Source organism: Streptomyces sp. NPDC001744 (genome assembly GCF_042892575.1).
Taxonomy (GTDB): Bacteria; Actinomycetota; Actinomycetes; order Streptomycetales; family Streptomycetaceae; genus Streptomyces.
In genome coordinates, this window is sequence record NZ_JBIAUG010000030.1 from 52,941 (window position 1) to 67,075 (window position 14,135).

Below are 14,135 nucleotides of genomic sequence, written 5' to 3' on the forward strand. Positions count from 1 at the left end.
CGGGGCGCCGTCTCAGCCGGCGCGGACGAGTCGTTCGCCGTGGGGCTCCGTCGTCCCGGCGGGGGCGTCGGGGCCGGCCATGAGGATCGAGCGCTGCAGCCTGCGCAGCACGGGCGAGGGTTCGATCCCGAGTTCGCGCACCAGGGTCTGGTGCAGTCGCTGGTAGACGTCGAGGGCTTCGCCCCGGCGGCCGGAACGGTGCAGGGCCAGCATGAACTGGCCGTGCAGGTTCTCGTGGGTGCGGTACCGGGCGGCCAGCACGGTCAGCTCCGCCAGCAGCTCCCGGTGCCGCCCGATCCGCAGGTCGGCCTCGATGCGCCGGTCGAGGGCGCACAGCCGGGTCTCCTCCAGCCGCCGCGCCTCCGTGTCCAGCTGGACACCGCCGGAGACGTCGGCGAAGGCCGGCCCCGACCACAGGGACAGCGCCTCGCGCAACAGCCGTGCGGCGCCCGGGAAGTCGCTCGCGTCCATGGCCCGGGAGCCGCTGTCGACGAGCCGGTCGAACTCGCGGACGTCGCTGGTGCCGCCGCCGGTGTCCAGGAGGTAGCCGCCGGGCAGGGTGACCAGCACGTCCTTGGCGGTGCACCGGCCCGCGCGGCCTCCGCCGTCGCCCTGCTCCAGGGCCGTCGATATGAGGGTCCGCAGCTGCAGCACGTACGTCTGGAGCGTCGTGCGGGCGCTGCGCGGCGGGGTGCCCGCCCAGAGCTCCTCCGCCAGGGCGGAGACCGGGACGACCCGGTCGGCGTGGAGCGCCAGCAACGCCAGTACCTGTCGCGGTTTGGGAGCGGTAGGCGTGATGGAGCGCCCCTGCTCCCGAACCGCCAGAGTGCCCAGTAGTTCGATGTCCACGCCTACTCCCTGTCCATGGATGGCGACTCAGTAAAAAACAGGGCCGACGGTTTTGTCAACGCAAAACAGACCGAGCCGTCTCCCCCTTCCGACCGACCTGACAGACTTCCAACTGCCTTTCCCACCAGGGGTTTTGGCACCCCCGTACACACCTCCTCCGACGCCGGACCACTCCCCCGCCCCTCCCCGGCGGTCCGAGAGGGCCGAAAACAGACCCCGAGGTCTCCTTGGTGACGCGCCCGCACGCGAAAGCCCCGGCGCTCCGCGCGTGCGGGGCACCGGGGCGTGGTCCGGCCGGTCCTACCGGAAGCGGGTTCCGTCGATCTCGAGATCCGCCAGGAGGGCGGTCGGCGCGACGGCCGGCAGCAGCAGGCGCCAGATCCGGCTCACGGTGGCCGCCGAGAGCCACATCGCGTCCCGTACACCGAGCACTTCGAGCCCCGCCATGGCGGCGACCACGACGGTCAGCACGTCCTGTGCCGTCACCTCCGCGCGCAGTTCGCCCCGCGCCTCGGCGCGCTCCAGCTCCTCCCCGACCCAGCGCCACCAGTGCTCCCGCGGCCCGGTCCGCGCCGGACGGGACAGCTCGCCGCCGAGGGCGAAACCCGTCCGCAGCACGACGTCGCCGCGCAGTTCGTGGGCGAGGCGGTGAGTGACGTCGACCAGGAGCTGGACATGGCTCGTTCCGGCCGGGAGTTCGGTACGCGTGAGGGCCAACAGCCTTGCCAGCGCCTCCGCTTCGACGGCGTCCGCCAGGGCGGCCTTGCTCTCGAAGTGGAAGTGCAGCGCCCCGCTGCTGACCCCGGCGGACGAACTGATCGCGGTGAGCGAGGCCCTGGTGAAGCCCTCTCGGCCGAAGACCTCCGCCGCGGACCGGATCAGGGTTTCGCGCGTACGCATCGCACGCTCCTGTTTGACCATCGACCGCTCCGTCACTGCAGGGGGATTGCCGTGCCCGTCGAAGGGGAGGCCAGAGAGTTGACTACGGCGCTTCACGAGGAGAGCCCGGGATCGGGCACGCGTGGGCGCCCCTCACCGCCACGGCCACTGTCTCCGCCGTGGTGCGCCCTCTCGCGAGGGAGCATAACAAACCGTCCGTGCCGTTTCTATCGGTCGGACGAGGCAACGCCTTCCGGGCCGGACGGAGCCGGTCCCCGGCAGGACCGGGGCGGTGCGGCACCGGGGGCACGTTCGTCCGACCCGCTCGCGGACGGCTCGGACGGCGCCGGACCGGCCGGGGCGGACGGCGGCACCCGCGAGTGCGTTCCCCGCCGGGCCGAGGGCGTCCGGCGGAGGAGCGCGGGGGTGCCGCGAAGGGGTGCTCGCGGCTCGGGCCCCGTGGAACGACGCAAAAACCGGAGGGCGTCGCGCCGGGCCCGCTCCGCACCGCCGGAGCGGACGACCACGGGGAGCACGCCGTCCTCCCCCCGTCCCACGGTTCCGGCGAGACCGGGGGCGAGCGTCACGGGCTTCCTTCTTGACCTGGTCTTTCCTTGCCCTTGGATGAGCGGTACTGGCCGTCCGCCGTAGGGTACGGACTGGGCGGCCTCTTCGGAACCCCCCGGCGCTCGACGATCCCGAGGGAGGAGGAGAAGGAGTGGCTGAGCAGGTCCGGGCCATCCGCACGCGCCAGACGATCCTGTCGGCGGCGGCCAAGATCTTCGAGGAACACGGGTACCAGGCGGCCACGATCTCCCAGATCCTCAGGGAGGCGAGGACGACGAAGGGCGCCCTGTACTTCCACTTCGTGTCGAAGGTGGATCTGGCCCAGGCCGTGCTGGCCGAGCAGGACCGGCGGATCACGGTTCCGCCCCGCGTCTCCAAGGTGCAGGAGATCATGGACGTCGTGATGCTGCACGCCCACCGCCTGCAAACCGACCCGATGGTCCGTGCCGGCGTCCGGCTGACGACGGACCAGGTGGTGGAGGACCCCGACCGCAGCGGTCCGTTCCTGCGCTGGGCCGGGATCGGCCGCGAACTGCTGCGGGAGGCACAGGTGCGGGGCGAGCTCCTCCCCCATGCCGTGCCCGCCGAGACGGCCGACGTCATCGTGGGTTCGTTCGCCGGCATCCAGTCCATGTCCCAGGCCCTCTGCGAGTACCGCGACCTGGCCGACAGGGTCTCCGCGATGATGCGGCACGTGCTGCCCAGCGCGGTGACCCCCTCCATCCTCGCCTCGCTCGACCTCTCCGCGGGCCGGGGGGCCGCGGTCTACGCCGAGGCCCTGGAGGCGGCCGAGGCCCGCGAGGGCCTGGGCACCGCCGGCTGACCGGGGCCGCGCGGGGCTCCGCCGTCACGGAGCCCGCCGGCCGCGGACGCGGTCACCCGCGCGGCGGTCGGGCCATCGCGCCGGACCCGGTGGGGCCCGCGTCGCGCAGGCCCGGCAGGTCGTAGCCCCCGTCCTCGTCCCACGGGACGTCGAGGTCGTCCACGTGCACGTGCCACTCCGCTCCCGGCAGGGCGCGGCGCAACTCGGTCACCGAGTCCAGCACGTGGGCGATCACCGGGAGCGCCCGGTCGGGGTCGAGCGGCACCCGGGTGGACCCGGCCACGATCCCGTCCGGTTCGCCGCCACCGTTCCCGTACAGGTGGAGCCCTTCCTCGTCCCGGTACGGGAAGGACGACGACCGGGCGGCGGTGACGCGCTCGACGGCGGAGGCCTCGGCCGCCGTGAGGGGCACCGCCCGGCTCGCGCGGTAGTGGAGAGAGACGCTCATGATCCGAGCGTACCGGCGGGGTGCGACGCCACCGCCCGGCACCGGCGCCTCCGGAGCGCGCCCTACCGGTGGTCCTCCGGGTGCGGCCCCGTGGCGAACGGGTTCGGCTGGTCCTCCGCGAGCACGCCCACGAAGGGTTCCCCCTCCCCCGCGAACGTGTACGCCCCGCCTTCGATGCGCTCGATCAGACCGCGCGTCCACTCCGCGCCGCAGTCGGCCGAGTGCACCCACATGTTCATGATCTCGCCGATGTGCCCGAGCTGTTCGAACCCGGTCTCCGGCAGGTAGTAACCGGTGACGGCGGACCGCCACTGTTCGAGCCCCACGACCCTCTTCTTGAGGAGCTCCACGCCCTCGGCCCGCGGCAGGTCGACGATGAAGCCGATGCCGGCCGAGAGCATGTCGGCCTTCTGCTCGTGCGAGCCCAGGGCCTCGCGCAGGAGCGCGAAGTACTCCTCGGTCCCCTTGTCGTTGATCTCGTACTCGACGCGGGGCGGGCCGCCGGCGGTGCTCGGCGCGACCTCGTGGGCGACGAGGAGTCCTTGCTTCGTCATCTGCTTGAGCGCGTGGTAGATCGAACCCGGCTTGGCGTTGGACCACTCGTGGGCGCCCCAGAACTCCAGGTCGTTGCGTACCTGGTAGCCGTGCACCCGCCCGTGCTGGCGGACCGCGCCGAGAACCAGGAGCCGGATCGCTGACATGCCCATCCCCCTTCTAGTTAATTTTGACTAGGCTACCCCTGCCCGCCCCTCGCGGACCGTGAAACCCCCGCCGTTTCCTCGCTAATCAAATTTGACCAACAAGCTTGAGTGCCCTACGGTGGAGCCACTAGACAAGTTTTACCACTGTCTCGAAGGAGGGTGTTTTGTCTGACAGCGATCTGGCGATCGTCGTCGAGGGTCTGCGGAAGAAGTACAAGGACAAGCAGGCCCTCGACGGTCTCGACCTCACGGTCCGGGCCGGGACCGTCCAGGGAATCCTCGGCCCCAACGGCGCGGGCAAGACCACGGCCGTACGCGTCATGTCGACGCTGCTGCGCCACGACGAGGGCCGCGTCGAGGTGGCGGGCATCGACGTGAGGACCCGGGCCGACGAGGTGCGTGCACGGATCGGGCTGCTCGGTCAGAACGCCGCCGTCGACGAGGAGCTCAGCGGCCGTCAGAACCTGGAGATGTTCGGCCGTCTCTACCACCTCGGCGCGCGCCGGGCCGGCACGCGGGCCGACGAACTCCTGGAGCAGTTCGGGCTCACCGACACCGGCACCAAGGCCGTCAAGCAGTACAGCGGCGGCATGCGGAGGCGGCTCGACCTGGCGGCCTCCCTGATCTCCCGGCCGGAGGTGCTCTTCCTGGACGAACCCACGACCGGGCTCGACCCCCGCGGCCGCACGGAGGTGTGGAACGCGGTGCGGTCCCTGGTGGGCGGCGGCACGACCGTCCTGCTGACCACCCAGTACCTGGAGGAGGCCGACCAGCTCGCCGACCAGATCGCGGTGATCAACCACGGGAAGGTCATCGCCGAGGGCACGGCGGACGAGCTGAAGAGCAAGACCGGCGGCGACCGCATCGACGTGGTCCTGCACGACACGGCCCAGCTGACCCGCGCCGCCTCCCTCCTGTCCGGCGACACGGTGGTGGACGAGGACCGGCGGATGATCAGCGCCTCGGTCAGCAACCGGATGGCCGCACTGACGGAGACCGTGCGGGCCCTGCAGGCGGCCGGCATCGAGGCGGAGGACATCGCGGTGCGCCGCCCGACCCTCGACGAGGTCTTCATGCACCTGACGAAGGAGGACGCCGCATGAGCGCGACCCACGGTATGACCTCGACCGGCGTGAGCACGGCACACGGCACGGGCTCGAAGCTGAGCTGGGCGGCGGCCGACTCCTGGACCATGACCCGGCGCGAGCTGGCGCACTGGGCGCGCCAGCCCGTGCAGGTGGTCGTCGGGCTGGTCTTCCCGGTGATGATGCTGCTGATGTTCAGCTACCTGATCGGTGGCGGACGGGGCGTCGAGGGGGACTTCACGTCCTACCTGGTGCCCGGCATGCTCACCATGACCATGGCCTTCGGCCTCGAGGCGACGATGCTCTCGGTCACCCAGGACCTCGGCAAGGGGGTCATCGACCGGTTCCGCTCGATGCCGATGAACTCCGGCGCGGTCCTGGTCGGGCGGAGCGTCGCCGACATGCTGCAGTCGGTCGTCGGCCTGGTCGTGATGATCGCGGTCGGATACGCGATCGGCTGGCGCTGGCACGAGGGCTTCTCCTCCTTCCTGGGCGCGGTGGGACTGCTGCTGCTGCTGCGGTTCGCGATGCTGTGGATCGGCATCCACCTGGCGATGGTCGCGGGCAAGCCCGAGATGGTGCAGGCGGTGCAGATCCTGGTCTGGCCGGTCGCCTTCCTGTCCAACGCCATCGCCACGCCCGAGTCGATGCCGGCGTGGCTGGGCGCGGTCGTGGAGTGGAACCCGATGTCCGCGACGGCCACCGCGGTGCGCGGCCTGTTCGGCAACCCGGGGGCGACCGGCGACTCCTGGGCCGCGACCCACGCGGAACTCCTCGCCGTGGCCTGGCCGCTGGTCCTCGTCGCGGTGTTCTTCCCCCTGGCCGTCAAGAGGTTCCGGGACCTGAGCCGCTGACGACCGGGTCCGGGCCCGCGGTCCGCCGGACCGCGGGCCCGGACCACGTCCCGGTGCCGGCCCACCACGCGGCAGCGGACCCGCGAGACCGGTGACGACCCCACGTCCGCACAGCCACTTCGGCCGCACAACAGTCTTGGAGAACGACGAGCATGGTCCCGTACACGCACACCTCCCCGTCACCGTCGGCCGCGCCGCACGCCGCCGACAGCCACGACCTGATCCGCGTGCACGGCGCGCGCGAGAACAACCTCAAGAACGTCAGCGTCGAGATCCCCAAGCGCCGGCTGACGGTGTTCACCGGCGTCTCCGGCTCGGGCAAGAGCTCCCTGGTGTTCGGCACGGTCGCCGCCGAGTCCCAGCGGATGATCAACGAGACCTACAGCACGTTCGTGCAGACCCTCATGCCCACCCAGTCACGGCCCGAGGTGGACGTCCTGGAGGGCCTGACCACCGCGATCATCGTGGACCAGCAGCGGATGGGGTCCGACCCGCGCTCCACCGTCGGCACCGCCACCGACGCCAACGCCATGCTCCGCATCCTCTTCAGCCGGCTCGGCGATCCGCACATCGGACCGCCGAGCGCGTTCTCCTTCAACACCGCCTCGCTCAGGGGAAGCGCCTCCATCAGCGTCGAGGGCAGCGGCAAGAAGGCCGTCAGCGCCGACTTCAACCGCATCGGCGGAATGTGCACCCGGTGCGAGGGGCGCGGTTCCGTCTCGGACATCGACCTCACCCAGCTCTACGACGCCACCAAGTCCCTCAACGAGGGCGCGCTCACCGTCCCCGGCTACAACATGGACGGCTGGTACGGCCGCATCCTCACCGGCTGCGGCTTCTTCGACCCCGACAAGCCGATCGACGCGTACACCGACACGGAGCTGGACGACCTCCTCCACAAGGAACCGACCAAGGTCAAGGTCGACGGCATCAACCTGACCTACGAGGGCCTGATCCCGAAGATCCGCAAGTCGATGCTGGCCAAGGACCTCGACGCGCTGCAGCCGCACATCCGCGCGTTCGTCGAACGGGCCATGACCTTCGCGGTCTGCCCCGAGTGCGACGGCACCCGGCTCAGCGAGGCGGCCCGCTCCTCCAGGATCAAGGGGATCAGCATCGCCGACGCCTGCGCGATGGAGATCCGCGACCTCGCGCGGTGGGTCCGCGACCTCGACGAGCCCGGCGTCGCCCCGCTGCTCGCCGCCCTCCGGCAGTCCCTCGACTCGTTCGTGGAGATCGGCCTCGGCTACCTCTCCCTCGACCGGCCGGCGGGCACCCTGTCCGGCGGCGAGGCGCAGCGCGTCAAGATGATCCGCCACCTCGGCTCCGCGCTCACCGACGTCACCTACATCTTCGACGAACCCACGGTCGGCCTGCACCCCCACGACATCCAGCGCATGAACAGCCTCCTGCTGCGCCTGCGCGACAAGGGGAACACCGTCCTCGTCGTCGAGCACAGGCCCGAGACGATCGCGATCGCCGACCACGTCATCGACCTCGGTCCCGGCGCCGGCACCGCGGGCGGCACCATCTGCTTCGAGGGCACCCTCGAAAAGCTCCGGGCCTCCGGCACCGTCACGGGGCGCCACCTCGACGACCGGGCCGCCCTCAAGCCCACCGTCCGCAAACCCACCGGCGCCCTGGAGATCCGCGGCGCCACCGCGCACAACCTCCGTGACGTCGACGTCGACATCCCCCTCGGGATCCTCACCGTCGTCACCGGTGTCGCCGGCGCGGGGAAGAGTTCCCTCATCCACTCGTCCATCCCGGCCGGCCAGGGCGTCATCTCCATCGACCAGAGCCCGATCCGCGGTTCGCGCCGCAGCAACCCCGCCACGTACACCGGCCTGCTCGACCCGATCCGCAAGGCCTTCGCCAAGGCCAACGGCGTCAAGCCCGCGCTGTTCAGCGCCAACTCCGAGGGCGCCTGCCCCACCTGCGGCGGCACCGGCACCCTCTACACCGACCTGGGCATCATGGCCGGCGTCTCCAGTCCCTGCGAGGACTGCGACGGCAAGCGTTTCCACGCCTCCGTCCTCGAACACCGCCTCGGCGGGCGCGACATCAGCCAGGTCCTCGCCATGCCCGTCACCGAGGCCGAGGAGTTCTTCGCCACCGGCGCGGCCCGCATCCCCGCGGCGCACAAGATCCTCCGGCGCCTCATCGACGTCGGCCTCGGCTACATCACCCTCGGCCAGCCCCTGATCACCCTGTCCGGCGGGGAACGCCAGCGCCTGAAGCTGGCCACCCGCATGCACGACAGCGGCGGCGTCTACGTCCTCGACGAACCCACCACCGGCCTCCACCTCGCCGACATCGAACAGCTCCTGGGCCTGCTCGACCGGCTCGTGGACTCGGGGAAGTCGGTCATCGTCATCGAGCACCACCAGGCGGTCATGGCGCACGCCGACTGGATCATCGACCTCGGCCCCGGCGCCGGCCACGACGGCGGCCGGATCGTCTTCGAGGGCACGCCCGCCGACCTGGTCGCCACGCCCACCACCCTCACGGGCCGGCACCTCGCCCAGTACATCAACGGCTGACCGCGCACCACCGCACTCACCGCCCCGTGGACCCCGGTCCACGGGGCGGTTCTCTTTCCCGGCACGCGGGAAGCGTTACCTTCACTCCCATTCATTGCAACGAACCATTGCATTCACCCTCAAGGTCATTGCATCAATTCCCTTTATTTACAAGGGAAGTTGCTCATACTTCGTTGACCGACTCGAAAACGCAACGTAGCGTTCAAGAAAGTTCGAACGCTGTGCACCGCGAAACGAGGATGGACCATGAGTGAAGCCCTCCCCACCGTCACGACGCTGCCGACAGAGCGTCGGGCCGGTTGCCCCTTCGATCCGCCGGCCGAGTTGACCGACGCCCGCCGGCACGGTCCCCTCAGCCACTACACCCATCCCGGCGGAAAGCCCGGCCTGCTGATCACCGGGTACGACATGGTGCGTTCGGTCCTGGCCGATCCGCGGTTCAGCTCGCGCAAGGACCTCATGAACGTCGTCGACTTCCCGCTCCCCCCGGCGCCGCCCGGCGAGTTCCTCCTCATGGACGAGCCGGACCACAGCCGCTACCGGAAGCCCCTGGTGGGCAGGTTCACCGTGCGGCGGATGCGGATGCTCACCGAACGGATCGAGCGGATCACCGCCGACTGCCTGGACGCCATGGAGGAGACCGGGCCGCCGACGGATCTGGTCACCGCGTTCGCCAAACCCCTCCCCACCATCGTCATCTGCGAGATCCTGGGCGTGCCCTACGAGGACCGGGCCTCCTTCCAGGAGCAGATCGACGTGTTCATGGGCGGAGAGGCCGGCGACGAGGAGCTGGTGGCGGCCTACACCGCGACGCAGGAGTACCTCGCACGGCTGGTGGCCGCCAAGCGCGCCCGCCCCACCGACGACGTCCTCAGCGAACTCACCGACAGCGACCTGACCGACGAGGAGCTGAAGGGGATCGGCCTCATCCTCCTGGCGGCCGGGTTCGACACCACGGCGAACATGCTGTCCCTCGGCACCTTCGCGCTGCTGCGGAACCCGGAACAGCTCGCGGCGCTGCGCGCCGACCCCTCGCTCACCGACGGGGCCGTGGAGGAACTGCTGCGGTACCTGACCGTCGCCAAGACGTTCCACAGGACCGCGCTGGAGGACGTCGAGCTGGGCGGCGCGACCATCGAGGCCGGCACGACGGTCGTGCTCTCGTACCACACCGCCAACCGCGACCCCGGCCGCTTCGAGGACCCCCACACGCTCGATCTCCGCAGGCAGGCCACCGGGCACCTGGCCTTCGGCCACGGCATCCACCAGTGCCTGGGGCAGCAGCTGGCCCGCGTCGAGATGCGGGTCGCGTTCCGCGCGCTGGTCGACCGCTTCCCCTCGCTGCGCCTGGCCGTGCCGGCGGCGGAGGTCCGGCTGCGTCCGGAGAGCGCGGACATCTTCGGGGTGAAGAGCCTCCCGGTCACCTGGGACGAGAAGTGAGCACGCCGGACCTGAGCGTCGACCGCGAGCGCTGCATCGGCGCCGGGATGTGCGTCATGACGGCCCCCGAGGTGTTCGACCAGGATCCGGACGACGGCCTCGTGCTCCTGCTGCGCGCCGAGCCGCCCGTCGTCCACCGCGCGGCCGTGCGCATGGCCGCCGGCGTCTGTCCCGCCGGGGCGATCACCCTCCACGAGCCGGAATCCGGCGGCTCCTGAGCGGCCGGGGGGCGGCCGCGCCCGGAGCGCCGCGAGCGGCCGGCCCGCCCGCCCGATCGGGGCTCGCGCCGACACGGGCCTTCCCCTTCCGCCGGAAACACGATCGCGCGCGGACGCGCAGGAGGCTGTACGACCACGGCGTGCGCCGGACGGGGCCGGTCAGCCGCGACGAAGCCGCCGAAGCCCTCGGCCTCCCCCCGCAAGACCGCGGCCTTCCACCTGGGCCGCCCGGCCGGGGAGTCGCTGCTCGACGTCGTCTACGAACGGCGCAGCGGACGCACCGGCCCGGGTGCCGGACGGCCCGTCAAGCTCTACAGGCGCTCGGGCACGCAGGTGACCGTCAACCTGCCCGAGCGGCACTACAAGCCGGCCGGACGGCTCCTGGCCCGGGCCCTGGAGGAGTCCGAGGCGACCGGCGAGCCGGTGCGGGCCGTCCTGCACCGGGAGGCCCACGCGCCGGGCACCCGGCTCGCCGGACAAGAACAGGAGGGCGTCTTCGACCTGCTGGAGGAGCACGGGTTCGAGCCGCGCCACGACGGTGACGCCATCAGCCTGGGCACCTGCCCCTTCCACGCGCTCGCGCGCGACCGCACCCGGACCGTGTGCGGCATGAACCTCCACCTGCTCCGGGGTGTCCTGGAAGGGCTCGCCGACCGGACGTTCCAGGCTTGCCCGGAGCCCGGCCCCGACCGCTGCTGCGTCCGTCTCCGGCCCGTCTCCCCGTCCCCGGAGCCCCCCGGTCCCCCTGAGGCGCGTCCCCGCCCGCCGCGTCCTCCCCCGTCACGAGGAGTACGCCATGGACCTCACCCCACCGGCCCTCACCTCCGCGACGGACCGGCCGGCCCGCCCACCGGTCCCCCCGTCGCGTCCGCGCCCCGGGCCACGGCGCCGTCCGGCGCCCCGCTGCGCGTCGTCCACGACACCGGCGGCATCGACCCGGTCCGGGCCGAACGCGCCGCCGCCCAGTTCCTGGAGGCGCTCGGCGTCGACACCGGCACCGAGAGCCTGCTGGACACCCCCGGCCGCATGGCCCGCGCCTACGCCGAACTCTTCAGCCCCCGCCCCTTCGACCTGACGACCTTCCCCAACGACGAGGGGTACGACGAACCGGTGCCGGCGCGCAAGATCCCCGTGCGATCGGTCTGCGAGCACCACATGCTGCCCGTCGTCGGCACCGCCCACGTCGGGTACCTGCCGGGCGGGCGCATCCTCGGCCTGTCCGAACCGGCCCGTGTGGTCGAGCACTTCGCCTGTCGTCCCCAGGTCCAGGAACGCCTGACCAAGCAGGTCGCCGACTGGCTCCAGACCCATCTGGACCCCAAGGGCGTCGGTGTCGTGATCGAGGCCGAGCACACCTGTATGACCCTGCGCGGTGTCCGGGCCACCGGTTCCACCACCCTCACCTCCACGCTCCTCGGCACGCTCCGCCACGACGCCCGCTCCCGTGCCGAGTTCCTCTCCCTCACCGGGCGGCCCGTCTGATCGCGGAGCGGACGCGGGTCCCGCGGAGCGGTTCACCGCCGCCGGGTGGGCCACGGACCACGAGCCGGCCCGGGACACCCCGGGGGCCGCTCCCGAACGGCCCCGACCGGAAGGTCCGGGAGCGAGGGCGGCCCCTGCCCGGGAGGCTCTCCTCTCACGTGACGCGACGGTCGTCGATCTCCACGGAGAGGTGCGGCCACGCCTCGGTGAGCCGTGCCAGGTCGACGGCCGTGGTGCCGCCCGCCGTCAACGACCCGTCGGGCATGAAGTGGACGGTGGTTCCGGTCGTGCGGTCGGCGGCGATCGGCCGCAGCTCCGTGGCCGGCACGCCGTGTTCGTACCGCTGGGTCCAGGATCCGTCGCGGCGGCGGTTGGTGTGGACGAGCCACGTACTGAGCGCGGCGACGACGGACATGCCCCGGCGGGGGTGCGCGTCGGGCAGGGACGGCGCGTCGGGGTGATCGAAGAACCGGAGGTCCTTCGTCGCCATGACCGGTTTCCTCACGATGCGCCCGTGCTCGTCGAGGCGCGTGTCGGTGCCCCGCCCGTCGTCCGCGACGGCCACGGAACCGTCGGGGTGGAGGACGACGCGGCAGTGTCCGCCGTTGCCGTGTTCGGCCTCGTCGGCCGCGTAGGCGACGACTTCGAGGATCAGGTGCGGGATGCCGTGGGGGGCGAAGACGGCCGGGTTCCGGCGGATCAGCTCCAGATGATCGAGATCGACGGCGGCTGCCCAGTCGTGCGTGGTGTTGTGCCAGGAAGCCCTCGGGGTGATCATCCAGGAAGTATGCGGGACGGCTCCGGAACCGTCGACCGGTGCGCGGGCCGGGCCGACGAGACCGTCGCGGCCGTGACCCCCGGCGCCCGCACGTCGTTGAACCCCGTGTCGCAAGCCCGGGACGCGAGCCGTCGTGCCCGGCCACGACCGTCCGCGCGAGGGCGTTCACGTCCCGGAGTCCGGGGTGGAGACGGCGACGCGCTCCTCGCGGCCGGGCCCGTCGGCACCGCCGGGCGCGTGTCCCGTGTCCCCCGCCGGGTCCACCCCGGGCCACCGCCCCGCCCGTTCCCCCGGTCCGCACGGGGCCGGGCGGGGCGAGATCATCCGCACCGAGCCCTCCACCCGGTTCGCGCCCGGCCGGGTGCCGTCCGACCGGTACCGACCGGCAGGCCGGCCCGGTACCACCGCACGATCGGAGACAGAGATGACCACCACGCCCGCTCCCGACGAGTCACCGAACCCGTCGATGACCGACGAGGAGTACGGGATCCTGCGCGCCTCGGCCGCCCTGTGGGCCGGGGCCTCCGTACTGATCACCGATCGCCACGGACGGGTCCTGGTCCAGCACGTCGACTACCGCGACACCTGCCTTCTGCCCGGCGGCGCCGTCGACAAGGGCGAATCCCCCTCCCGTGCCGCCGCGCGCGAGGTGCGGGAGGAGCTCGGCGTCACCATGGCCGTCGACCGCGGTCTCGCCGTGGACTGGATCTCCCCCGACCACGCCCCCACGCGCCCCGCCGTCCGGTTCCCCGGCGAGATCCTGCACGTCTACGACGGCGGCGTGTGGAACGACGAGCAGATCGCCGCCATCCGGCTCCCCGAGGGCGAGGTGGAGAGCGTCGAGTTCGCCGAACCCGCCCGCCTGCCCGGCCTGATGGCCCCCGGCGACGTCCGCCGCACGCTGTCCGCCCTGCGCGCCCGCGTCAACGCCGCCGGCCCCGCGCTCCTGGAGAACGGCCTCCCGATCGCCCCCACCGTCCTGGACCGGGCCGGCGTCCTGCGCACCGCCCGCGCCCGGTCCCGTCTCTCCTTCCGCGCCGGCCCGGTCCCGGAGGGCCTTCCCGTGTGCCGGACCCGGGGGTGGCTGTTCGCGCCCGACGTTATGCAAGCAGCGCTCGTGTCCGAGGGCATCGTGTCTCAGGCCCAGTGCTGCACACATCGGCCACGGCTTGGCCCCCCGTAGCCGTGACCGAGACGTCAATGAATGGGCTCACGATCCGTCTTCGCCACGACGGCGTGAACAAGGGACTTGGCCTGCTTCTATCGCGCGTCCACGTCGACGACGCGAGCACCGGCGGAGGCCCACCCTGATGCGCCGCGCCTCTCGGCAATGGCTGGATGCGCACGGCAGTCTTCCCCGTCCATGTCGCGTCTCGCTAAGGGCTGTCCCGTAACTGGGGCTACGGACAGGCGTCAGGCGCTCGGGTTCCTCCACAGGTGTCGCTCGTCCAGGGTCCCGAACCGCACC

Annotated in this window: 13 protein-coding genes and 1 pseudogene; 9 read left to right on the plus strand and 5 right to left on the minus strand. The window is 71.9% G+C overall.

Annotated features, from left to right (window positions below):
• Positions 1 to 12: 12 nt before the first annotated feature.
• Both ACFYZY_RS27805 and ACFYZY_RS27810 read right to left on the minus strand, forming a co-directional pair.
• The gene (locus ACFYZY_RS27805; protein WP_388699457.1) at positions 13 to 849 is read right to left on the minus strand and encodes a BTAD domain-containing putative transcriptional regulator; all 837 of its coding nucleotides are present in this window, start codon (positions 847 to 849) and stop codon (positions 13 to 15) included.
• Positions 850 to 1,149: 300 nt separating this feature from the next.
• Positions 1,150 to 1,749, minus strand: a complete 600-nt coding sequence (locus ACFYZY_RS27810; protein WP_388699460.1) for a ScbR family autoregulator-binding transcription factor — start codon at positions 1,747 to 1,749, stop codon at positions 1,150 to 1,152.
• Positions 1,750 to 2,446: 697 nt separating this feature from the next.
• Here ACFYZY_RS27810 and ACFYZY_RS27815 point away from each other — a divergent pair.
• A complete protein-coding gene (locus tag ACFYZY_RS27815) occupies positions 2,447 to 3,118 on the plus strand; it encodes a ScbR family autoregulator-binding transcription factor (protein ID WP_388699463.1) in 672 nt (223 codons plus the stop codon).
• 52 nt (positions 3,119 to 3,170) lie between these two features.
• Here ACFYZY_RS27815 and ACFYZY_RS27820 read toward each other — a convergent pair whose 3' ends face one another.
• Positions 3,171 to 3,566, minus strand: coding sequence for a hypothetical protein (locus tag ACFYZY_RS27820; protein WP_388699465.1), 396 nt, complete (start codon positions 3,564 to 3,566; stop codon positions 3,171 to 3,173).
• A gap of 62 nt (positions 3,567 to 3,628) precedes the next feature.
• The gene (locus ACFYZY_RS27825) at positions 3,629 to 4,267 is read right to left on the minus strand and encodes a PadR family transcriptional regulator (RefSeq protein WP_388699466.1); all 639 of its coding nucleotides are present in this window, start codon (positions 4,265 to 4,267) and stop codon (positions 3,629 to 3,631) included.
• A 164-nt stretch (positions 4,268 to 4,431) separates the two neighbouring features.
• On the opposite strand from ACFYZY_RS27825, the gene ACFYZY_RS27830 reads away from it, so the two are divergent.
• The 7 genes and pseudogenes from ACFYZY_RS27830 to folE all read left to right on the plus strand — a co-directional run bounded on the left by ACFYZY_RS27830 (position 4,432) and on the right by folE (position 11,889).
• Positions 4,432 to 5,370 (plus strand): ATP-binding cassette domain-containing protein, encoded by a 939-nt coding sequence (locus tag ACFYZY_RS27830; RefSeq protein WP_388699469.1) that lies wholly within the window; start codon positions 4,432 to 4,434, stop codon positions 5,368 to 5,370.
• A 14-nt stretch (positions 5,371 to 5,384) separates the two neighbouring features.
• On the plus strand, positions 5,385 to 6,206 hold the full coding sequence (locus tag ACFYZY_RS27835; RefSeq protein ID WP_388699490.1) for an ABC transporter permease: 822 nt from the start codon (positions 5,385 to 5,387) through the stop codon (positions 6,204 to 6,206).
• 152 nt (positions 6,207 to 6,358) lie between these two features.
• On the plus strand, positions 6,359 to 8,749 hold the full coding sequence (locus ACFYZY_RS27840) for an ATP-binding cassette domain-containing protein (RefSeq protein ID WP_388699471.1): 2,391 nt from the start codon (positions 6,359 to 6,361) through the stop codon (positions 8,747 to 8,749).
• Between the two features lie 246 nt (positions 8,750 to 8,995).
• Positions 8,996 to 10,189, plus strand: coding sequence for a cytochrome P450 (locus ACFYZY_RS27845; protein ID WP_388699473.1), 1,194 nt, complete (start codon positions 8,996 to 8,998; stop codon positions 10,187 to 10,189).
• Positions 10,186 to 10,407, plus strand: a complete 222-nt coding sequence (locus ACFYZY_RS27850; protein WP_388699476.1) for a ferredoxin — start codon at positions 10,186 to 10,188, stop codon at positions 10,405 to 10,407. Before ACFYZY_RS27845 ends, ACFYZY_RS27850 begins: the two co-directional genes overlap by 4 nt.
• A 113-nt stretch (positions 10,408 to 10,520) precedes the next feature.
• A pseudogene (locus ACFYZY_RS27855) lies at positions 10,521 to 11,127 on the plus strand (helix-turn-helix transcriptional regulator); the annotation flags it as partial.
• Positions 11,128 to 11,310: 183 nt separating this feature from the next.
• A complete protein-coding gene (gene folE, locus ACFYZY_RS27860; protein ID WP_388699491.1) occupies positions 11,311 to 11,889 on the plus strand; it encodes a GTP cyclohydrolase I FolE in 579 nt (192 codons plus the stop codon).
• A gap of 154 nt (positions 11,890 to 12,043) precedes the next feature.
• On the opposite strand, the gene ACFYZY_RS27865 is transcribed toward folE, so the two are convergent.
• Complete coding sequence (locus tag ACFYZY_RS27865; RefSeq protein WP_388699479.1) at positions 12,044 to 12,667, minus strand: ATP-binding protein; 624 nt, start codon at positions 12,665 to 12,667, stop codon at positions 12,044 to 12,046.
• Between the two features lie 424 nt (positions 12,668 to 13,091).
• Here ACFYZY_RS27865 and ACFYZY_RS27870 point away from each other — a divergent pair, with 424 nt between their 5' ends.
• Complete coding sequence (locus ACFYZY_RS27870; RefSeq protein WP_388699481.1) at positions 13,092 to 13,850, plus strand: NUDIX domain-containing protein; 759 nt, start codon at positions 13,092 to 13,094, stop codon at positions 13,848 to 13,850.
• The last annotated feature ends 285 nt before the right edge of the window (positions 13,851 to 14,135 follow it).